Source organism: Paraburkholderia sp. PREW-6R (assembly GCF_039621805.1).
Taxonomy (GTDB): Bacteria; Pseudomonadota; Gammaproteobacteria; order Burkholderiales; family Burkholderiaceae; genus Paraburkholderia.
Genome location: NZ_CP155073.1, coordinates 2,216,019 through 2,236,751, shown reverse-complemented (window position 1 = coordinate 2,236,751; position 20,733 = coordinate 2,216,019). Strand labels below are relative to the sequence as shown.

General features: G+C 63.5%; 19 protein-coding genes. 11 read left to right on the top strand and 8 right to left on the bottom strand.

Features of this window, described 5'->3' with window-relative positions:
- Positions 1–278: 278 nt before the first annotated feature.
- The 4 genes from AAGS40_RS09625 to AAGS40_RS09610 form a co-directional block, all read right to left on the bottom strand.
- Positions 279–755, bottom strand: coding sequence for an OsmC family protein (locus AAGS40_RS09625; protein ID WP_345811046.1), 477 nt, complete (start codon positions 753–755; stop codon positions 279–281).
- A gap of 113 nt (positions 756–868) precedes the next feature.
- Positions 869–2,002, bottom strand: coding sequence for an acyl-CoA dehydrogenase family protein (locus AAGS40_RS09620; RefSeq protein ID WP_345811045.1), 1,134 nt, complete (start codon positions 2,000–2,002; stop codon positions 869–871).
- Positions 2,003–2,012: 10 nt separating this feature from the next.
- Complete coding sequence (locus AAGS40_RS09615) at positions 2,013–3,221, bottom strand: acyl-CoA dehydrogenase family protein (RefSeq protein WP_345811044.1); 1,209 nt, start codon at positions 3,219–3,221, stop codon at positions 2,013–2,015.
- A gap of 148 nt (positions 3,222–3,369) precedes the next feature.
- The gene (locus tag AAGS40_RS09610) at positions 3,370–5,502 is read right to left on the bottom strand and encodes a 3-hydroxyacyl-CoA dehydrogenase NAD-binding domain-containing protein (protein WP_345811043.1); all 2,133 of its coding nucleotides are present in this window, start codon (positions 5,500–5,502) and stop codon (positions 3,370–3,372) included.
- 125 nt (positions 5,503–5,627) lie between these two features.
- On the opposite strand from AAGS40_RS09610, the gene AAGS40_RS09605 reads away from it, so the two are divergent.
- Positions 5,628–6,551, top strand: coding sequence for a LysR family transcriptional regulator (locus AAGS40_RS09605; RefSeq protein WP_345811042.1), 924 nt, complete (start codon positions 5,628–5,630; stop codon positions 6,549–6,551).
- 13 nt (positions 6,552–6,564) lie between these two features.
- Here AAGS40_RS09605 and AAGS40_RS09600 read toward each other — a convergent pair whose 3' ends face one another.
- On the bottom strand, positions 6,565–7,269 hold the full coding sequence (locus tag AAGS40_RS09600; protein WP_345811041.1) for a TetR/AcrR family transcriptional regulator: 705 nt from the start codon (positions 7,267–7,269) through the stop codon (positions 6,565–6,567).
- Between the two features lie 249 nt (positions 7,270–7,518).
- On the opposite strand from AAGS40_RS09600, the gene AAGS40_RS09595 reads away from it, so the two are divergent.
- The 3 genes from AAGS40_RS09595 to AAGS40_RS09585 are packed head-to-tail and all read left to right on the top strand — an operon-like array spanning position 7,519 to position 10,678.
- Entirely contained in the window at positions 7,519–8,421 is a 903-nt protein-coding gene (locus AAGS40_RS09595; protein ID WP_345814349.1) for an SDR family oxidoreductase, read from the top strand.
- A 56-nt stretch (positions 8,422–8,477) separates the two neighbouring features.
- Positions 8,478–10,142: an acyl-CoA synthetase gene (locus AAGS40_RS09590; RefSeq protein WP_345811040.1), complete on the top strand. Its 1,665-nt coding sequence runs from the start codon at positions 8,478–8,480 to the stop codon at positions 10,140–10,142.
- A 2-nt stretch (positions 10,143–10,144) separates the two neighbouring features.
- Positions 10,145–10,678, top strand: a complete 534-nt coding sequence (locus AAGS40_RS09585; protein WP_345811039.1) for an Lrp/AsnC family transcriptional regulator — start codon at positions 10,145–10,147, stop codon at positions 10,676–10,678.
- Positions 10,679–10,696: 18 nt separating this feature from the next.
- On the opposite strand, the gene AAGS40_RS09580 is transcribed toward AAGS40_RS09585, so the two are convergent.
- The 3 genes from AAGS40_RS09580 to AAGS40_RS09570 all read right to left on the bottom strand — a co-directional run bounded on the left by AAGS40_RS09580 (position 10,697) and on the right by AAGS40_RS09570 (position 14,640).
- Positions 10,697–11,107 carry a DUF2000 domain-containing protein gene (locus AAGS40_RS09580; protein ID WP_345811038.1) on the bottom strand — a complete coding sequence of 137 codons (411 nt, stop codon included), beginning with the start codon at positions 11,105–11,107 and terminating at the stop codon, positions 10,697–10,699.
- Positions 11,108–11,355: 248 nt separating this feature from the next.
- Positions 11,356–12,930 (bottom strand): methyl-accepting chemotaxis protein, encoded by a 1,575-nt coding sequence (locus AAGS40_RS09575; RefSeq protein ID WP_345811037.1) that lies wholly within the window; start codon positions 12,928–12,930, stop codon positions 11,356–11,358.
- 318 nt (positions 12,931–13,248) lie between these two features.
- Positions 13,249–14,640: a PLP-dependent aminotransferase family protein gene (locus AAGS40_RS09570; RefSeq protein ID WP_345811036.1), complete on the bottom strand. Its 1,392-nt coding sequence runs from the start codon at positions 14,638–14,640 to the stop codon at positions 13,249–13,251.
- A gap of 354 nt (positions 14,641–14,994) precedes the next feature.
- Between AAGS40_RS09570 and AAGS40_RS09565 the strand changes: the two genes are divergently transcribed.
- From AAGS40_RS09565 to AAGS40_RS09535, 7 genes are read left to right on the top strand one after another with little or no spacing between them, the layout of a single operon-like run.
- The gene (locus AAGS40_RS09565; RefSeq protein ID WP_345811035.1) at positions 14,995–15,477 is read left to right on the top strand and encodes an MSMEG_0572/Sll0783 family nitrogen starvation response protein; all 483 of its coding nucleotides are present in this window, start codon (positions 14,995–14,997) and stop codon (positions 15,475–15,477) included.
- Between the two features lie 19 nt (positions 15,478–15,496).
- Positions 15,497–16,543: a Nit6803 family nitrilase gene (locus AAGS40_RS09560; RefSeq protein WP_345814348.1), complete on the top strand. Its 1,047-nt coding sequence runs from the start codon at positions 15,497–15,499 to the stop codon at positions 16,541–16,543.
- Entirely contained in the window at positions 16,536–17,606 is a 1,071-nt protein-coding gene (locus AAGS40_RS09555) for an MSMEG_0568 family radical SAM protein (RefSeq protein ID WP_345814347.1), read from the top strand. Before AAGS40_RS09560 ends, AAGS40_RS09555 begins: the two co-directional genes overlap by 8 nt.
- 2 nt (positions 17,607–17,608) lie before the next feature.
- The gene (locus AAGS40_RS09550; RefSeq protein ID WP_345811034.1) at positions 17,609–18,226 is read left to right on the top strand and encodes an MSMEG_0567/Sll0786 family nitrogen starvation N-acetyltransferase; all 618 of its coding nucleotides are present in this window, start codon (positions 17,609–17,611) and stop codon (positions 18,224–18,226) included.
- The gene (locus AAGS40_RS09545) at positions 18,223–19,203 is read left to right on the top strand and encodes a sll0787 family AIR synthase-like protein (protein ID WP_345811033.1); all 981 of its coding nucleotides are present in this window, start codon (positions 18,223–18,225) and stop codon (positions 19,201–19,203) included. Before AAGS40_RS09550 ends, AAGS40_RS09545 begins: the two co-directional genes overlap by 4 nt.
- Entirely contained in the window at positions 19,203–20,381 is a 1,179-nt protein-coding gene (locus tag AAGS40_RS09540; RefSeq protein ID WP_345814344.1) for an MSMEG_0565 family glycosyltransferase, read from the top strand. Before AAGS40_RS09545 ends, AAGS40_RS09540 begins: the two co-directional genes overlap by 1 nt.
- Before the next feature lie 48 nt (positions 20,382–20,429).
- Positions 20,430–20,714, top strand: coding sequence for an MSMEG_0570 family nitrogen starvation response protein (locus AAGS40_RS09535; protein WP_345811032.1), 285 nt, complete (start codon positions 20,430–20,432; stop codon positions 20,712–20,714).
- Positions 20,715–20,733: the final 19 nt, after the last annotated feature.

The following is a 20,733-nucleotide window of genomic DNA, read 5'->3' as shown; positions in this document are numbered from 1 at the left end:
CGCTGCACCTACGCGCGGTAACTAGAAGCGTGGCGGAGAATCGAATACCGCGTCAGTGCCCGAAGACCATTGCAGTCGGGTTGACGCGTTTATAGATAGCGCTAGCGAGTGGGAAGTCCCAGACGGTGGAATGGACATTGATAACGACGTCAGTCAACTTTACGCCTGCGGCGGCGGGGTTGTGCTCGACTACTGGAGCGCCGTGAAGCTAGCCGTCGCCGTGCTACTCGCAGTTGGTTGCTTATCCGCGCATGCTCTTGACGCGTGCAGATTCACCACTACCCCAAACCAACCTCCACCTTCGGCTCACACCGAATCGGAAAATTTACCGAATTCGCCACATAGCATTTCTTATGAGCCGCGTGATGCAGTTGCACCGCCAACTCCCGATTCCCGCCGGCGCGAATCACGACTCGAGGCCGCAATACGATCTCCGTGAAGCGTCCATTCTGCGGACTGTCGAGCATCGTCCCTTCGGCGTCGTCGACGTAAGCGACCACCACGATGCCCGCTTCCGCGCACAGGTGCAGATACCAGAGCTTGTGGCACGCTGACGCGGACGCGAGCAGCAGATCTTCCGGATTCCAGCGCGCAGCGTCGCCGAGAAATGCGGCATCCGACGACCCCGGTATCTCCGGCTTGCCGTCTGCGCGAATGATGTGATTGCGGCTATATGCGCGGTATCCCGATGTGCCGCTTCCTTCGTTACCCGTCCATTCAACTGAGACGCGGTACTTGTGCTCGCCGTGTGCCATTGCAATGTCCTCCGGTATCGAACGACTGAGTCGGCCTGGCTCAAGCACTCACTCACTTGGCCGGCCGCGCAGTCAGCGCATGGAGTGTGACACCAAAAGCGCCGCTCTCACAGTCATTGCCGCCCGAGCGCCACGTAACGTTCGAGATGGTGGTCTTCATCGCCGAGTTGATGATCGATCATCACGAGCCGCTTTGCATAGTGCGCCATCGGCAGTTCCCACGTCATGCCGATTCCGCCGTGCAACTGGATGCATTCCTCTGCCACGAGCGCCCCAATGCGTCCAATGCTGTATTTGGCCGCCGATACCGCGCGCTCGCGCACGTTGCGCTCAGCGCCTACCGCGGCAGCCGCGTTGATTACCGCTGAACGCGCCTGCTCGATTTCGAGCAGCATGTCGGCCATGCGATGCTGCAACGCCTGAAAGCTGCCGATCGGCACGCCGAACTGCTTGCGCGTACGCAGATAGTCGAGTGTGTAGTCTTTCGCGACATCCATTGCGCCGACGGCCTCCGCGCACAGCGCGAGCACGCCGCACGCAATCGCATATTCGAGCGTGGCGAAGCCCGCGTCGACGGCGCCGAGCACGGCGTCGTCCCCGAGCGGGACATTCGCGAAGCTCACTTCAGCGGCGCGCCCACCGTCGATCTTGCGATAGCCGCGCACGCTGACGCCGTCCGTGTCGCGTGGAACGAGAAAGAGCGTCACGCCGTTTTCGGCGTAGTCGTCGGCGCCTTTCGTGCGGGCGGAAACGAGAAAGAACGACGCGTTTTCGCCATGCTGAACCACCGCTTTTGCGCCGTTCAATTGCCATGTGGCGCCGCAACGTTCTGCGCGCGTCGTGACATGCGCCAGTTCGTAATGACCACCCGGTTCGCCGTGGGCGAGGGCGGCGATCCGCGAACCATCGATCAGACCGGCAAGCGCCTGTTTCTGCTGGTCGGTGCCGCTGCGCGCGATCGCCTGACCGACGATCAACGTGTCGAGAAACGGTTCGACCACGAGCCCGCGCCCGAGGCTTTCGAACACCACGGCGATGTCGAAGCCTGCTCCGCCGAAACCGCCGCTCGCTTCATCGAACAACGCGCCGACAATGCCGAACTCCGCAAAACGATTCCACATTTCAGCGCTAAAACCCAGCGGCGAGCGCGCGATGCGCTCGCGTGTCGCAAAGCCATATTGTTCGCCGATGAACCGGTTGAGCGTGTCCGCGAGCATGCGGCGATCTTCGGTGTGCTGAAAATTCATGAGGTCCGCCTTACAGTCCGAGGATCATTTTGGAAATGATGTTCTTCTGGATTTCGTTCGAGCCGCCGAAGATCGACAGCTTGCGATTGTTGAAGTACTGAGACGCGGCGCTCGCGGCTTCGTCCGGTCCGACCGGCACACCCTCGTAGCCATCGTGCAGCGCCTCCTCGACGAAGGGCGCCGCATACGGGCCCATCGCGCGCCGCGTCAGCGACGAGATCTCCTGGCGAATCTCCGTGCCGCGAATCTTGAGCATCGAGCTTTCCGCGCCGGGCACGCCGCCGCCGGCCACCGCCGCGATCACGCGCAGGTTGGTGGTCTTCATGTTCTCCAGATCGATCTCGACCCGCGCCATGCGCGCGGCGAACGCCGGGTCGTCGGCAAGCGGGCGGCCGTGGCGTTTCTGCTGTGCGGCGATCCTGCGCAGGCGGTTCAACGCGGCGACGGAAAAACCCACACCCGCGATATTGGTGCGTTCGTATGTGAGCAGATATTTGGCGTAGGTCCAGCCTTTGTTTTCTTCGCCGACGAGATTTGCGGCCGGCACACGCACGTCCGTGAAAAAGACTTCGTTGACTTCGTGCTCGCCGTCGAGCGTGATGATGGGACGCACTTCCACGCCCGGCGTGTTCATGTCGATGAGCAGGAAGCTGATGCCTTCCTGCTTGCGCACGTCGGTGGCGGTGCGCACGAGGCAGAAGATCATGTTCGCGTAGTGGCCGAGCGTAGTCCACGTCTTCTGCCCGTTGACGAGGTAATGCTCGCCCTGGTTATCCACGCCGCGCACCGCGGTGGTCTTCACGGACGCCAGATCGGAGCCCGCGCCCGGTTCCGAATAGCCCTGGCACCACCAGTCCGAGCCGTCGAGAATGCGCGGCAGCCAGTGGCGTTTCTGTGCATCGCTGCCATACCGGATCAGCACAGGTCCGAGCATGTTCACGCCGAACGGCACGATACGCGGCGCACCGGCGAGCGCACATTCATTTTCGAAGATGAATTTTTGCACCGGGCTCCAGCCGGGTCCGCCGTATTCTTTTGGCCAGTGATTCGCGAGCCAGCCCTGTCGGTTCAGAATGGCATGCCATTGCGCCATGTCCTCGCGCGTGAGGCGGCGTCCGCCTTGCACCGTGTCGGCGATACGTTGCGGCAGGTGCTCGCGCAGGAAGGCGAGCACGTCGGCGCGAAAGGCTTCTTCTTCGGCGGTGAAGTTCAGGTCCATAGCGGATGGCATCGTCCATGTTGAAGCGGCTGGCGGCGAACGTGACCGCCGGCCGGGAAGGATCGGGTTGGGTCGCGGGACGGCGAAGACCGCGAAAAGCCGCTAAAGGGCGGCTCAATCGCGTGCGGAGCATGAGCAGCGCGAGACGTCAGGCCGTCTGGTTCAGGCTCGCGAAGTCAGCGCCGCGCTCGACCAGTTCGACCAGCAGCGGCGACGGCTTCCAGAATAGCGCGTCCTCTTCGGCGAACTCGCGAATGTCGGCGAGAATGGTCGGCAGACCGACCATGTCCGCAAATTTCATCGGGCCGCCGCGATAGCGCGGAAAGCCGTAGCCGTACAGGAACGTGACGTCCACATCCAGCGGACGCAACGCAATGCCTTCGTGCACGACGTTCGCGCCTTCGTTGACCATCGCGGCCATGTAGCGGCGGATGATTTCATCGTCCGTGAAGCTGCGCGGTTTGACGCCGGCGCGCTCGCGCTCGGCGTCGATAATCGCTTCCACTTCCGGATCGGGCTTGCCGCTGCGCGAGCCCGGCTCATACAGATAAAAGCCACGGCCGGTCTTCTGGCCAAACCAGCCGCGCTCGCACAGACGGTCGGCGATCTGCACGTAGCGCGCCCGCGGATCGCGGGTAGGTGCACGGCGCTTGCGCGCGGCCCAGCCGATGTCGCCGCCGGCGAGATCGACCACCTGGAACGGCCCCATCGGAAAGCCGAACGCGCGCACGGCGGCGTCGATCTGATAGGGCGACGCGCCGTCTTCCATCATCGCGTCGGCAGCGCTGCGATATACGGCGAGAATGCGATTGCCGATGAAGCCGTCGCATACGCCCGCGCGCACCGGCGTCTTGCGCAGCATTTTCGCGAGTTCGAACGCGGTGGCCACGACGTCGGCACTGACCTGTTTCGGCACCACTACTTCGAGCAGCTTCATGATGTTGGCGGGCGAAAAGAAGTGCAGCCCGATCACGTCGGCGGGACGGGAAATGCTGGCAGCGATCGCGTCGATGTCGAGATAGGACGTATTGGTGGCGAGCACCGCGCCGGCTTTGCAGACACGGTCCAGCTCGGCGAACACGGCCTGTTTCACCGCGATATCTTCGAACACGGCTTCGATCACCAGATCGGCTTGCGCAAGCGCGTCGTAAGACGTGCTGCCGGTCCAGCGCGCCATGCGCGCGGCTTTGTTATCGGCGCTCATGCGGCCCTTGGCGATCAGACCGTCGTAGACTTTTTCGATGTGCGCGCGTCCGCGCGCGAGCGAAGCGTCGTCGCGTTCGATCATCGTGACAGGCAGGCCTGCGTCGAGCGCCGCCACGGCAATGCCCGCGCCCATCGTGCCGCCGCCCACCACGCCGATCGATTCGATCGCGCGCGGCCTGGCCGTGCGCGTTTCCGGCGCTTTCAGCACCTCGCGTTCGGCAAAGAACGCGTGAACGAGTCCGGCGCGTTGCGGGCTGTCGATGCATTGCAAAAACAGCGCGCGCTCCAGTTTGATGCCCTCTTCGAAAGGCTGTTCGATGGCGGCCTGCACCGCGTCGACGATTTTCAGCGGCGAGAACAGGCCGCGCGACTTTTTCTCTGTTTCCGCGCGCGCGGCGTTGACAGCGGCAAGACTCGCCGCGCGGTCGCTCAATGCGGCGGCCTCGCGCGTGCGACGCACCGGAGCCTGCGCGGCCAGCAGTTCATGCGCGTAGGCGAGGCCTTCGGCGAGGATGTCGTCGCTGCTGCCGAGCCTGTCGATCAGGCCGAGTGCGAGCGCCTCCTTTGCGCTGGCGTGACGCCCGCTCAGGATCAGATCCAGCGCCGCCTGCGCGCCGATCAGGCGGGGTGTGCGTTGCGTGCCGCCCGCGCCCGGCAGGAGACCGAGCTGGACTTCAGGCAGGCCGAGCTTTGCGCCTTCGACGGCAATCCGGTAATGCGCCGCGAGCGCCACTTCCAGACCGCCGCCGAGCGCCGCACCGTGGATCGCGGCGATCACCGGCTTCGTACAGGCCTCGATGCGATGGCACACGTCCGGCAGCATGGGCGGAACCGGCGGCTTGCCGAATTCGCGAATGTCGGCACCTGCGATGAAATTGCGTCCGGCGCCGATCAGCAGCACGGCCTCGACGGCGCTATCTTTCTCCGCGGCCTCGACGGCGGCGAGGAGGCCCCGCCGTACATCGGCGGACAGCGCGTTGACGGGCGGGTGATCGATCGTGACGAGCAGAACCTTGCCACGCGCTTCATGCGTGACGACGTTAGCCGGGGCATCGGCGGAAAAAGTGGTTTTCATCGGGTCGTCTCCTGGCGCGCGCTACATCGACATTGTTCGGTCCATTTTCATTGGGTCAAGCTGAATTGACAATCCCAGCAGCCATTGACAGACTGTCAAGGATATTTTGACAAAGGCCGCACTCGATGGATGTCAATTCCCTAACCTTACTCGTGGACATTCTCGACGCCGGCAACCTGAGTGAAGCCGCGCGGCGCCTGAAGATGAGCCGCGCCAATGTCAGCTACCACCTGAACCAGCTCGAGCGCTCCATCGGCCTGCAACTCGTCAGACGCACCACGCGGCGCGTGGAGCCGACCGAGATTGGTCTGCAACTGTACGAACACGGCCGCGCGATCCAGAACGCACTGCTGGCGGCGCGCGAGTCGGTGACGACCCTCGGTCAAAGCCTGCAGGGCAGGGTGCGTTTGAGCGTGCCGAGCGGTTACGGGCAACTGGTGATGTCCGACTGGCTGATTGCGTTCAAGCGGCTTTATCCCGGCATCATGCTGGACGTGATGTTCGAAAACCGCGTCGAGGACCTGTTGCGCGACGAGGTGGACATCGCGGTGCGCGTCATGTCCGAGCCGCCGCAGAACCTCGTCGCGCGTGATATGGGTTCGGTGCGCTACGTGGCCTGCGCATCGCGCGCTTACGCGGTTAGCCACGGCGTACCCGTGCGGCTCGACGATCTGCGCACCGCGCCACTCATTACCGCAGCGGTGGTCGGCCGGCAATTGCGCGTGGCCGCCTATCTGCGCGACGAGCGGCACGAAGTGCTGCTGGAGCCCACGCTCATTTCGGAGAACTTTCTGTTCCTGCGGCAAGCGGTGCTCGCCGGTCTCGGCGTGGGGCTTTTACCGGACTACGTGGTGCACGAAGACATCGAGCGCGGTGACGTGACGACCGCGCTCGACGAATGGCGCCTGAGCATTTTCGGCACGAACATGTTCATGCTCTACATGCCGAACCGGCATCACACGCGGGCGGCGTCGACGTTGATCGAATTCCTGCTGGAGCAGGCGCGCGGCAGCGGCCGGGGCGCCGCGAACCGCACCGCATCGGCGTGATCCGCGCGGCGCGTCATTTGGCGGTGGCCGTCTCGAACCGCCTGACGGCGCTCACGACATCGCTGCGCAGCCGGTCGAGCGCAGCATACTTCGAGTCGGGTGGAACGAGTCCTTGCCACAGCAGATCGCCCAGCGACGCGGCCGTTGCTTCCATATCGACCTGCGCGTCCTTGCGCACCGCGTCCCACAGCACGTGTTCCATCGGGCCATACACCGCCGAGCGCAGCAAACCGAGCGGCATGTCGCGACGAATGTCGCCGCTTGCGACACCTTCGGCCAGCACGCTCATCATCGGTGCGGTATAGCGGCGCTGAAGCTGGACGATTACGTCGCCGAATTTGTCGTCCTTTTCACGGCCTTCGGACAGGATCAACGCGCACAGCCCGGTGCCGTCGACCGTGAGGCGATACAGATGCGTGCGCACGAGATACGCAAACTTGCTGCGCGTGCCGACGATATACGGCAACTCGGCTTCCACCTGCGCGATGATTTCGTCGTACCAGGTGACCAGCACCCGCACGCACAGATCGCGCTTGCTCGCGAAGTACGTGAAGATCGTCGCCTCCGACACACCGACGCGCCGCGCAATTTCCGTCATCGTGGCCGATGCGTAACCGACCTCGGAGAACACCTGCCGCGCGGCATCGAGAATGGCTTTGAGGCGCTGCCCGGAACGGGCCTGGACGGGTACGCGCCTGGAAACTGAAGAGGTGGTCATGGCGACAATGGGCCGAATCAGGCATTGAACTAAAGGGTGTAATTGAGTTGAGTCTAGCTCAAGTGAGCAGGCGATGTAAGGATGAAAAACACGGCGCCTGCGTAAAAAAATAAATGTTTGCAGCGCGACGCCAACGCATAACTTGAGCTACACTCAAAAAACCGCAACGCAGTTAATGGAGGAGACCGCCGCATGCCTACTGCGTCCCCGCACGACAAGCAGCACAATGAGCACCAGGGTAAGCAGCCCATGTCGCAACACGCGACCGGGTATCGCTCGGTTTTCCGTGAGGGGCTCTTCGCGGAGAAGGTGATCGTCGTCACCGGTGCGGGCAGTGGATTAGGCCGCTGCACGGCTCACGAACTGGCCTCGCTAGGCGCACGGATCGCATTGATCGGCCGCAGCGAAGAGAAACTGAACACCGTGCGCGCGGAGCTCGCGCAAGACCACGGCGAGCCGTCAGGCGGGCATCGCGTTTATCCGTGCGATATCCGCAACGAGCAGCAGGTTCGTGACACTGTCGGCAGAATCGTTGCTGAACTGGGCCGGATCGACGGGCTTTTCAATTGCGCGGGCGGCCAGTTTCCCGCAAAGCTCGAAAAGATTTCGCTCAATGGCTGGGACGCGGTGGTACGCAACAACCTGCACGGCACGTTTCTGATGTCGCGCGAGTGTTATACGCAATGGATGCAAAGCCACGGCGGCGCGATCGTCAACATGCTCGCCGACATCTGGGGCGGCATGCCTGGCATGGGACATTCCGGCGCGGCGCGCGGCGGCGTGTGGAACCTCACGGAAACGGCAGCGTGCGAGTGGGGCCACGCCGGCGTCAGGGTCAACGCGGTGGCGCCGGGCTGGATCGCGTCGGCCGGAATGGACAGTTACGACGAAGCATACCGGGCACTGCTGCGATCGCTGAAACAGAAAGTGCCGTTGCAACGCTTCGGCACCGAATCGGAACTGGCGAGCGCGGCGGTGTTCCTGTTGTCCGAGGCATCCGCGTTCATCAACGGCACGGTGATACGCGTGGACGGCGGCGTGCCGAACGCGCGCCATTCATGGCCATTACCGCCCGCCGAGCGTACGATTCAATACAACGGCTTTCCGCGCTACCAGGCGCCCGCGGGTTTGCAGGACGACGCAGCGCCTTGAACGCGCATCACACACCAGGCGCGAGAGCGGACAAACGCACGCATGAAGGAGACACAATGAACCTGGACGGCCAGACCTACGATTCGTTGACGACCAACTTCGCGTGGCAGATTCCCGCGCGCTACAACATTGGCGTGGACGTGTGCGACAAATGGGCCGATGGTTCGGGCCGGCTCGCATTGATCTACGAAGACGCCGACGGCAACGCGACGCGCTACACGTTCGATACGTTGAAGGAGTTGTCCGACCGTTTCGCGAACGCGCTGCTGCAGTCGGGCGCGCAACGCGGCGACCGCATCGGCATCTTTCTGTCGCAGTCCATCGAAACGGCGGTCGCGCATCTTGCCGCGTACAAGGCCGGCATGATCGCGGTGCCGCTCTTCGCGCTGTTTGGCGTCGACGCGATCGAACATCGTCTCGCCGACAGCGGCGCGGTGGCATTGATCACCGACAACGCGGGCGTGCGCAAGCTGGACCAAATACGCGGCTCACTGCCAGCGCTGCGCAGCGTGTTCAACGTGGACGCCACCCACAACGACGCTGACCCGGAGGCGCCTGTCACTTCTTTCTGGCACGCGTTGAATCACGCTCCTGCCGGATTCACCGCGGCGGACACCGGCGCCGACGACCCCGCGGTCATCATCTACACGTCCGGCACCACGGGCAAACCCAAGGGTGCGTTGCACGGGCATCGCGTGCTGCCTGGGCATCTGCCTGGCGTGGAGATGTCGCAACAGGGCTTTCCCGCTCATGCCACGCTGATGTGGACGCCGGCCGACTGGGCCTGGATCGGCGGCCTGTTCGACGTCCTGCTGCCGTCGTGGCATCACGGCGTTGCGGTGCTTGCGCGACGCTTTGCGAAATTCGACGGCCAGGCCGCGTTCGATCTGATGGCGCGTCACGCGGTCTCCCACACTTTCTTGCCGCCCACGGCGCTCAAGATGATGCGCGGCGTTGAACGTCCGCAACAGTGGAGTCTCGCGCTGCGATCGGTGGCAAGCGGCGGCGAATCGCTCGGCGAGGAACTGATCGCGTGGGGACGTGACGCGCTGGGCGTCACGATCAACGAGTTTTACGGGCAAACCGAATGCAACGTCGTGGTGTCCTCGTGCGCGGCGCTCTTCGAGCCGTGCTTCGGTGCGATTGGCCGCGCGGTGCCGGGTCATCAAGTCGCGATCATCGACGCCCAGGGCAACGAGTTGCCGCAAGGCGCGATCGGTGATATCGCCGTGGCGGCGCCCGACCCGGTCATGTTTCTCGGCTACTGGCAAAACGAGCCCGCCACGCGTGAGAAATATCGCGGCAAGTATCTCGTCACGGGCGACCTCGGCACGCGTGACGCGGACGGCTTTATCCGCTTCGTAGGCCGTGGTGACGACGTGATCACGAGCGCGGGGTATCGCATCGGACCGGCGTCGATTGAGGATTCCTTGCTGCGTCATCCGGCAGTCGCGATGGCGGCGGTGATCGGCGCACCGGACCGCGAACGCACGGAAATCGTGATGGCGTTCGTGGTGCTCAACGCGGGTTATACCGGCGATGAAGCGCTGGTGCGCGAGATCCAGCAGCACGTCAAGACACGGCTCGCCGCGCATGAATATCCGCGCGAAATCCGCTTTGTCGATAGCCTGCCGATGACGGCAACCGGCAAGGTCATTCGCCAGGCGCTGCGCGCCGGACTCGTCCGGCAAGCTGGCGGCGCGCCAACCCCGTTGTCCTGAAGATGACCGCAAGTGACAGAACCGCGCCGCGTCAGTCAGCCGGCGCAAGCGGCGCGCCGAAAACGCCACGCGCGCGCTCAGCGCCCGCCACGCTCGACGACACCGACCGCAAACTGCTCGCACTCCTCGCCGAGGACGCGACGCGCACCTACGCGGAACTTGGCAAGTTGTTGTTCCTGTCCGCACCTGCCGTGCATGAACGCGCGCGTCGCCTGAAGAAAGACGGCGTAATCAAAGGCACGGTTGCCGCGCTCGACGCGGCGAAACTGAACCGGCCTTTGCTCGCGTTCGTGCACGTGGACACGACGAGTTGGGCCGTGACGCGGCAGTTGCTCGCGCTCGAGGAGTTATCCGATGTCGAGGAAATCCACACGGTGACGGGCGAAAGCGCAATGCTCCTCAAAGTCCGCACACGCGACACGCAGTCACTCGAGCAACTGCTCGGCCGCATTCATGCAATTGAGGGATTCACCGGTACACGCAGCTATATCGCGTTGACCACGTACCTGGAGCGCGGCCCGAGTCCCGACGCCTGAGTGTGATGCACGCGCGCGTCAGCCGTGCAACGAAAGACCTTTCACCGCTTTGTCGACAGCCTTTTTCGGACCGCGCACGGCGAGGCCGACGAGGTCTGGCGTATCGGCGGCCTCCGCGCGGAACACCTCGCGATTCGCGGCATCATGGCCGGTGGAGAACATCGCGCGCACATAGACGGCGCGCGTCAGTTCGCGTTCAATGCCCTGACGGAACGCACGCAGCAGGCCGGCGCTGTCCGCCTGATACACCATCATTGGCTGACCGAGCAAACGCGCGTGGCGGCGGCCTGCCGCGTCTTCATAAGGCTCGCCCATTGCTTCGGGTGCGGCACCCGCAATGCCGGTGGCGAGAAACGCGGTTACGTTCAGCTTTTGCCAGACGGCGAGATCGTCCAGCACGATAATCGCCACTTTCGTATCGAATTCCATCGGGTACCACGCTCCACGCAAGGCCGATGGAGGGGATCGCATCGGCGCGGACTCAGAGAGAAGATCTAACCCCGAATGGTATGGAAGAAACCCGCCGTGTGCACGCGTTCCGCGTAAATACGAATGAGCTTCGACATGGCCGCGCGGCGAGTGCGCACCGCCCGGGTTCTGCCGAATGCCATTCGGCGTGCGCCGCACCGTGCCGATGTGCACTACGGCACGCCACGTACTGCCGCGTGACGCACTCCTCAGGCCGCCAGCCTGAAGAAACTGACGCTGCGCACGAGGCCGGATGCCTTGTTCTGCACGGCGTCTGCCGCTGCTGCTGCCTGCTCGACCAGCGCCGCGTTGCTTTGCGTGACCTGATCCATCTGCGTGACCGCGTCGTTGACTTCCGCAATGCCTTGCGCCTGATCGACGCTCGCCGTCGCGATCGACTCGATGATGCGCGTCACGCTGCCCGCACTTTCCACCACACCGTTCATGGTCAGGTTCGCCCGGTTGATCAGTTGCGTGCCGGCGTCGATCGTTGCGACCGACTCGCGAATCAGCGTCTTGATTTCGCGGGCGGCGTCGGCGGAACGTTGCGCGAGACTGCGCACCTCGCTCGCGACTACCGCAAAGCCGCGACCTTGCGTGCCGGCGCGCGCCGCCTCGACGGCCGCGTTCAGCGCGAGAATATTCGTTTGCGCCGAAATGGCTTCCACGACCGCGATGATATCCACGATACGTTTGGATGCCGCATCGATCTGACCCATCGTGCGCACCGCGTCGGTCATCACGATGCCGCCTTCGCGTGCGGCTTGTGCGGCGGTTTGCGCGAGCGCGGTGGCTTCGCGCGCGTTGCTTGCGTTGCGTTGAACGGAGTCGGTGAAATGCTGCATCGACGCGGCCGTTTCTTCGAGCGACGCCGCCTGTTCTTCGGTGCGTGCCGACAGGTCCAGGTTGCCCGCCGCGATTTCCTGCGTGGCCGACGAAATCGTGTTCGCTCCTTCGCGAATCTCGCTGACGATATGACGCAAGCGCTGATTCATCTCATTGAGCGCGATCAGCAACTGTCCGGTTTCATCCTCGCTTTGCACCATAACGTCGGCGCGCAGGTCGCCCGCCGCGACGGCTTGTGCGACGCCCACGGCCTGCTTCACCGGAGCGGTAATGGCGTGGCTCAGGAACCAGACTGCGAACGCGCCCACGCCGAGCGACGCAATCACGACCGACAGCAGCAGCACCGTGGCAAGCGTGTACGCGCTTTCAGCGGACGCCGTGGTGCGCACGTTGGAATCATGCGCCTGACGCATGACGGCGGCGACGATGTCGTCGATCGCAGCGGTGGGCGCGCGGTCGATGCCTTTGACGAGACCATCCACCACGTGCGCGCTATTGGGATCAGCCGCGTCGTAATGCTTGAGCGCCTCAAGGTAGCTGTTCTGCAACGAACTGTGTGTCGCAAGCGCGCTGTCCACGCCGTCCGTATTCACGCCGAGTGCGGTGAACTGGTCCTTCAGTTGCAGCAGCGCGGCATGCGTCGTCCCGCTTTCCTTGTTGAACGCGTCGCGGTATTTCGTGAAGGCGGCCTGATCCGCGCCGCGCAATAACAGGTCCTTCCATTCCTGAACCTGCTTCTTGAATTCGACCTGAGCGACCCGCGCGGTGTCGGCAGCCTGAGCATACTGACTCAACGTGCGCGCCGACTCGATCTGCAATGCGTGCGTCCTCGACAACGCGTGCCAACCTTCGAGACCCACGATCATCGTTGCCGCAAGGAGCACGGCGCCGAGCAGCGCCAACTTGACCGCAATCTTCAGATTTCGATAAAACTTCACAACGATTCCTTTAAGGTCATTGAGTCCAGCCTGGTGTGTACCGCCGCATAGTCGACCGACGCTGTCGAGCTTGCGGGGGAGTGAGGCATGTCGGGACGGGATGGCTGGCGCGAACAGCGAGCAGCCGGCCGTAACCGGAGAGGCCGTCGCCCCACTAGCTGTATACGGCGCGCGCGGCGTCGACTTGAGCGGTCGAAGCTTTCAACTCACTCCATGTGCGACGCAATCGCGCGTGGGGCGGCACGCGACGCAACTGAATTATTTTTTCGCTGTATTCATGTGAAGTTAACGGCGGCGCGCAACGACTGGCGTGACGCGCTACATCACTGGCGAGTGCAGATGATGCGGATGGTCGAGCGTCTCCGCGATCACATGCAACGCTTCGGCACATTCGTCGCGCGTCTTCGAGCCGCCAAGGCAAACACGCATCGCATGGGGTGGGTTGCCGTCGGTGGAAAACGCAGCGCCGGCCACGGCGGCAATGCCTTGATTGCGCAACTGCAACGCGAGTTCGGACACACTCCAGCCGCTTGCAACCGGCACCGGCAACCACAAATGAAAGCTGTCCGGATGCGTGTCGTAAGACCACGCGTGGAGCATGCGCGCGGCGATCGCCTGGCGCGCGCGCGACTCGTTGCGAATCGCGTTGAGCATGTCGAGCGCGGTGCCGTCCGCAATCCATTGCGTGGCGAGCGTGACGGTGTAAGGACTGGCCATGACCGTGGTTGCACGCAACGCGCCAGCCAGCCTCTGCGCCTGCCGAGGCGTGGGTGCATGCAGATGCGCGACACGCAGCCCCGCGCCGAAACACTTCGACATACCCGTCACGTAGTAGGTCAGTTCGGGCGCGAAACTCGCGAGCGGGTCGGGCGCGCCGTGCGGCAGCATCGCATACGCATCGTCCTCGATGATCGGCACGCTATAGCGCAGTGCGACGTCGGCAAGCGCTTCGCGGCGCTTGTGCGTGAGCGTGAGCGTGCTCGGATTCTGCAACGTGGGGTTGCAGTAGAACGCGCTAGGTTTGTCGGTCTTGCAAAGCGCCTCGAACGCATGGGCGAGCGGCCCTTCGTCGTCGCGAGGCAGGGCCTGCAAACGCACGCCGAGTTGCGCGGCAATCGCCTTGATGCCGGGATACGCCAGCGTGTCGAGACAGATCGTGCCGCCCGGTCTCGCGAGTTGCGAAACGAGCGCCACCAGCGCGCTATGAATGCCCGGGCACACCAGCACGTTCTGCGCGTCGCAATGCGGAACCCGGCGGCGCAGCCATTCGGCGCCGGCTTCCTTGTCGGCAGGCGAGCCGCCGAAATCCTGATAGCGCAGCAACGCATACGGATCACTGTCGGCCATGAGCCGCGCCGCCGAATCGCGCAGCCGCGCTGCGCAGTCGGGCGGCTCCGGTGGCGTGTTCATCGACATTTCGATGCTGCTGCCGCCGGCAAGCGGCAACGTCGCGGTACGGCCGCGCACGAATGTGCCGCTGCCGGCGCGCGAATCGAGCAGGCCACGCTTTCTCGCTTCCGCATACGCGCGCGCGACCGTCGTGTAGTTCAGCGAAAGTTCTTCCGCGAGGTCGCGCAAACCCGGCAAGCGGTCACGCGGACGCAGCCGTCCGGTCGCAAGGTCTTCTTCGATCAGATCGGGAATCGCGAGATAGGCCGGCTTGCGGATGTCGGCAAGACGTTTGATCCAGTGATGTGTCGGGCTGCTCATTGCGTGAGTGACGTCTTTGACAGAGGTAGAAAACATTGATCGCATTTCGATGCGATCAATGACCGGATTGATCGCCCGTGGTGAATGACTGCACCATGCCGACTCGCCCGACGCTTCTGCTCGCACCCGGCTGGTGCGGTGGCCGGCCGCGCAATACGTTTCATCGTGACGTCCCGTTCCCATGCAACCTTCGCGCCAAAAAAAATGATGTCGGAGTTCGAATCGAGGCGGAATTGATTGCTGATTGATCGCATCCGGCAGGGCCATCAATGGCACAACCGTTGCATTGACAGAAGCACACACGGCGAACGACGTGTGCCTTCTTTTCCTTAGCAACCCTGATCGGAGAGTGTCATGCCAGCCGTCAACAAACCGCTGCATCAGAAAGGCGATTACCTTGTCGACTACGAAGAGAAGGTCTTCGAGGATGTCAAAGCCGAACCCGGAGAAAAAGCGCTCGTCACATTCCATACCGTTGCGTTCGAAGGGTCGATTGGTTTCGTCAATCTGCTGCAGGCCACGCGTTTGCAGCGCAAGGGCTTCGACACGTCGGTGCTGCTTTATGGGCCGGGCGTCACGCTCGGTCTGCAACGCGGCTTTCCGACACTCGGCGACGAGGCGTTTCCCGGCCACCTCAACTTCAACAAGCAGTTGATGAAGTTCATGGAAGAAGGCGGCAAGGTGTACGCATGCCGTTTCGCGTTGCAGGCGTTGTATGGGCATGGCGAAGCGTCGCTGATCGAGGGTATCCGTCCGATCAGCCCGCTCGACGTGCTCGACATCCAGTTGCTTCACCGCAAGGACAATGCGTTGATCATCCACACGTGGACGGTTTGACGGGAGGCGCGTGACCACTATGTCCGACAAACCGACCGGCAAGCGTGTGGTGCGCGCCGCGGCCGTGCAGATCGCGCCGGATTTCGAGCGCAGCGGCGGCACACTCGAGAAGGTCTGCGAAGCGATCGGCAAGGCGGCCCGCGAGGGCGTGCAGCTGATCGTCTTTCCGGAGACGTTCGTGCCGTATTACCCGTACTTTTCATTCGTGCGAGCGCCGGTCGCCTCGGGTGCCGATCACATGAAGCTGTACGACGAAGCGGTGGTCGTCCCTGGCCCCGTCACTCAGGCAGTCGCCGAGCAGGCGCGATTGCACCAGATGGTGGTCGTTCTCGGCGTGAACGAGCGCGATTACGGCAGCCTGTACAACACGCAGCTTGTGTTCGACGTGGACGGGCAGATCGTGCTCAAGCGCCGCAAGATCACGCCGACGTTTCATGAACGGATGATCTGGGGGCAGGGCGATGCGGCCGGCCTGAAGGTCGCGCACACGGCGCTCGGGCGGGTGGGTGCACTGGCGTGCTGGGAGCATTACAACCCGCTCGCGCGCTATGCGCTGATGACGCAGCATGAAGAAATTCACTGCAGCCAGTTTCCGGGTTCGCTGGTCGGGCCGATCTTCGCGGAGCAGATCGAGGTGACCATCCGGCATCACGCGCTGGAATCGGGTTGCTTCGTGGTAAATGCAACGGGTTGGCTGAGCGACGCGCAGATTGCCTCGGTGACGCCGGACACGAATCTGCAGAAGGCGCTGCGTGGCGGCTGCAATACGGCCATTGTGTCGCCGGAAGGGCAGCATCTCGCTGCGCCATTGCGGGAGGGCGAAGGCATGGTGATCGCCGATCTCGACATGAGCCTCATCACCAAACGCAAACGCATGATGGATTCAGTGGGCCACTATGCGCGCCCCGAGTTGCTGAGCCTGGCGATCAATCGCCGGCCCGCGGAAACCGTCTCGCCGATGCCGGTATGGACCACGCCGGCACACGCCGATTTTCAACCAACCGAAGGATGGTGCGATGAACCCCAGCGAGACGCTGTCGGCAGAGAGCCGGCAATTGATGACTGAACTGCAGTCGGCCGGTTTGCGGCTCGTGTCACCGGATGCGGGGGCGGCGAGCCGGCGCGGCGGCGCGGGTCCATCGGATCACAAGGCCGTCACCGTGGATGGCGTGACGATCATGGTGCCGGTCCATACGAGTACTGCATGGCACTCGCCGTTCGTTGCACAGACACCCGACGCGAATGGATCGAGCGCGCTGTTGCGCGGCACGATTCCGATTGCGAACATCAGCTTCCCGAAAGCGCCGCGTTTTTACAGCATGCAGACGCTCGACGGCGTGCCGTACTCGCATATCGCGGCGCTGCACAGTGCGGATGTGCTCGCCACCACGGTGCTGCAAACCTGCATTCGCTACGAAAGCCGGCGTAAAAGCTGCAAGTTCTGCGCGATCGGTCAGTCACTCGCGGCAGGCCGCACGATTGCGCGCAAGACACCGGAACAGCTCGCGGAAGTGGCGCGTGCGGCCGTCCTGCTCGACGGCGTAAAGCACATGGTGCTGACGACCGGAACACCGGCCACGCCGGATCGCGGCGCGCGGATTCTCTGCGAAAGCGCATTCGCAATCAAGGCCGCGGTCGACCTGCCGATCCAGGCGCAATGCGAGCCGCCCGACGACGACCGCTGGTTCGCACGCATGAAAGCGAGCGGTATCGACACGCTGGGCATGCATCTCGAAGTGGTGACGCCCGCGCTTCGTGAACGCATCATGCCGGGCAAGGCGAGTGTGCCGCTCTCGCGCTACATGGAGGCGTTCAAGGCTGCCGTCGCCGTATTCGGCCGCGCGCAGGTGAGCACGTATATTCTCGCGGGACTGGGCGATAGCGCCGAAGCGATACTTGCCATGTCGCGCGAATTGATCGAACTGGGCGTCTATCCGTTCGTCGTTCCGTTCGTGCCGATCAGCGGCACGCCGCTCGAGGATCATCCGGCGCCCACGCCCGAATTCATGAAGTCGGTGTTGATGCCGCTTGGCGGCATGCTCAACGCCGCGGCGATGCGTTCGTCCGAGATCAAGGCAGGCTGCGGCAAATGCGGCGCCTGTTCGTCGCTTTCTTCCTACGAGGCGTGACCATGTTCGGCGAAGCGATTGCGGGCGCGGCGCTCGACGGCGAGGTGGTTTTCACGCCCTATGCGCCGAGCGAATTCCGTATCAAGTGGACCACGCTCGAATGGGAAGCCGAACAGGCTCACAAGCTGCGGCGCGCAGTGTTCTGTATCGAGCAGGGCATTTTTATCGGCGACGACCGTGACGACGTCGACAGGCACGCGCAGCAGCTGGTCGCGCTCAGTTGCGTGGCCGGGATGCCGGAGCAGGTGGTCGGCACGGTGCGAATTCATCGCGACGATAACGCGGGCAACGTCTGGTTCGGCTCGCGGCTCGCGGTGCATGCGGCGTTCAGGCGCTACGGCAAGATCGGCGCGACGCTGATTCGCCTCGCGGTGAGCAGTGCGCATGCGCTCGGGTGCGAGACCTTTCTCGCTCATGTGCAAAGTCAGAACGTGCCGCTCTTTCGTGCGATGCACTGGGACGTGCTGGCCGAGGAAACGCTGCTTGGCCGCCCGCATCATCTGATGCAGGCGCAATTGGCTGCTTATCCGCCGTGTACGACGCCCTATGGCGGTTTCGTCACGCATTCGCCGGCCCGTCTCGAAGCGCGGGAACGGACGCCTGAGCGGAGCGCGGCATGAGTGTCGCCGATCTCGTGGCCGCGTTGCGGGAAAGCCGGGGCTTTCGTCACAAAACCGATATCGCCGGCGTGGTCGGCTCGCTCGCGCGCCGGCTGCCCGGCGGCGCGCGCGATCTCGCGCAAGCGGTTGCGCTGGGCGACGATTGCGCCGCACTGGCCGACGGCGACGGCTATCTGCTGTTCGCGATCGAAGGCATGGTCAGTGACTTCGTGACTGCGATGCCGTGGTTCGCAGGCTATAGCAGCGTGATGGTCAACGTCAGCGATATCTACGCAATGGGCGGCCGCCCGCTTGCCGTCGTCGATGCGTTGTGGAGTCCCGGTAGCGGCGCGGCCGAAGAAGTGCTGGCAGGTATGGCGGCAGCTTCTGTCGCGTATGGCGTGCCGATTGTCGGCGGCCATACGAACACCCGCAGCGATGCATCGCAACTGGCGGTGTCGATCGTGGGACGGGCAAAAGCATTGCTGACGAGTTTCAATGCGAAGCCGGGCGATAGTGTGCTGATGGCGGTCGATCTGCGCGGGCAGTTCGCCGAGCCTTATCCGTTCTGGAATGCTTCGGTGGGCGCGCCGTCGCAGCGTTTGCGCGACGATCTCGACCTGTTGCCGCAACTCGCGGAAAGCGGACTGTGCGATGCGGCGAAGGATATCAGCATGGCGGGCACGCTCGGCACCGCGCTGATGTTGCTCGAATGTTCGAACGCGGGCGCACGCATCGACCTCGATCGTATTCCTCGGCCGGCGGGCATTGCTTTTGAGCGGTGGCTGACGGCGTTTCCGAGCTATGGCTATCTGCTGAGCGTGCGTGACGAGCATGTCGCTGCCGTGCAGGCGCGATTCGCCGCGCGCTCGCTGGACTGCGCGGTGATCGGCACGGTCGACGCGACGCGCCAGGTGGTGCTCCAGCAACGGGACGACGTCGCGTTGCTGTGGGACTTTCGGCGTGAGCCGTTCATTGCCGCGCAGGGCAGTGCGTGATGAAGGCCCTTCGGATCGGATTGCTCACTCATTCGGTCAATCCGCGCGGCGGCGTCGTGCACACGCTTGAACTGGCGAGCGCACTAACGTCGCTCGGCCACGATGTCACGGTGTTCGTACCGGCCACAGCCAGCGAAGTGCTATTCCGGCAGCCGCCATGCCGCGTGGTGTACGCGCGCATCGTCTTGCCGCAAGGCGACACGGTCGCGATGGTGGAAGCACGGCTCGACGCATTGAGGAGGGCGCTAAAGCATCACGCGTCGTCGTTCGATGTTCTGCACGCGCAGGACAGCATCAGTGGCAACGCACTGGCCGAATTGAAGGCCGAAGGCCTGATACGCGGCTTCCTGCGCACGGTGCATCACCTCGATCACTTCGACAATCCGCGTCTCGCAGCGTGGCAACGGCGTGCTTACGAAGACGCGGATCAGGTGTTATGCGTGAGCGACATGTGGACGCGCGAAATGCGCGACACGCATGGCATAAACGCGGTGACGGTCGCCAACGGCGTCAATCGGGAGCGGTTCTCCGCGCGCAAGGACCAGCACGATTCGCTGCTTTCACAGCGCTGCAGGATTGGCGAGGGGCCCGTTGTGCTGGCTGTCGGCGGCATCGAGGCGCGCAAGAACACGCTGGCGCTGCTCGAAGCATTTGCGCTCGTGAGACGCCGCGTGCCCGACGCGCAACTGGTCATTGCAGGCGGCGCGAGTCTTCTCGATCACGACGCGTATTCACGGACCTTGTTGCAACGTGCGTCGACTCTCGGTCTCTCAATCGGTCCACGACAAAGCGTAGTCGTGACTGGCCCGCTCGACGATGCCCTGATGCCTGCACTGTTTCGGCGCGCGAACGTGCTTTCAATGGTGTCGCTGCGTGAAGGGTTCGGTCTCGTGGTGCTCGAAGCCCTCGCGAGCGGCACGCCGGTCGTGGCGTCGAAGATTGCTCCATTCACCGAGTATCTCGATGAGCACACCTGCATCTGGGCCGATCCTGTCGATGTGGTGTCCATTGCGACTGCGCTGCTGAACGCGATAAGACCGGCGAACGGGGCCAACGCCATCGACTTCAATCATGCCGTGCCCGACTTGCTGGCCCGCTACAGCTGGACGGCGAGCGCGCAGCGTCATGTGCAGGCGTATCAGGCGTATCAGGCGTACCACGCGGCTCTGGCGAAATAAAGCGCCCGGCCGCTTGCGCTCAACAGTTTCATCGAACGAGGTTTTGTCATGCCTGTCATGCACTTTCGCATTCAGTGGCCCGATGGCGAGGAGGCTATCTGCTACTCGCCGTCGCTCGTGATCGGCGATTTTTTCACGCCGGGTGAGGCTTATCCGCTCGACGATTTCGTCGAGCGTTCACGGCAGGCGTTGGGCATCGCATCCGAACGCGTTCGCGCGAAGTACGGCTTTGCCTGTTCGGCGGCGCTGGACCAGCTCGCGCAGATCGAACGCGACGCGCAACGCTTTGGCGATCGGCCGGAGGCGACGGTCAAGGTCATTGAATTCAGCTAGGCGTTATTTTTTCAGAGGA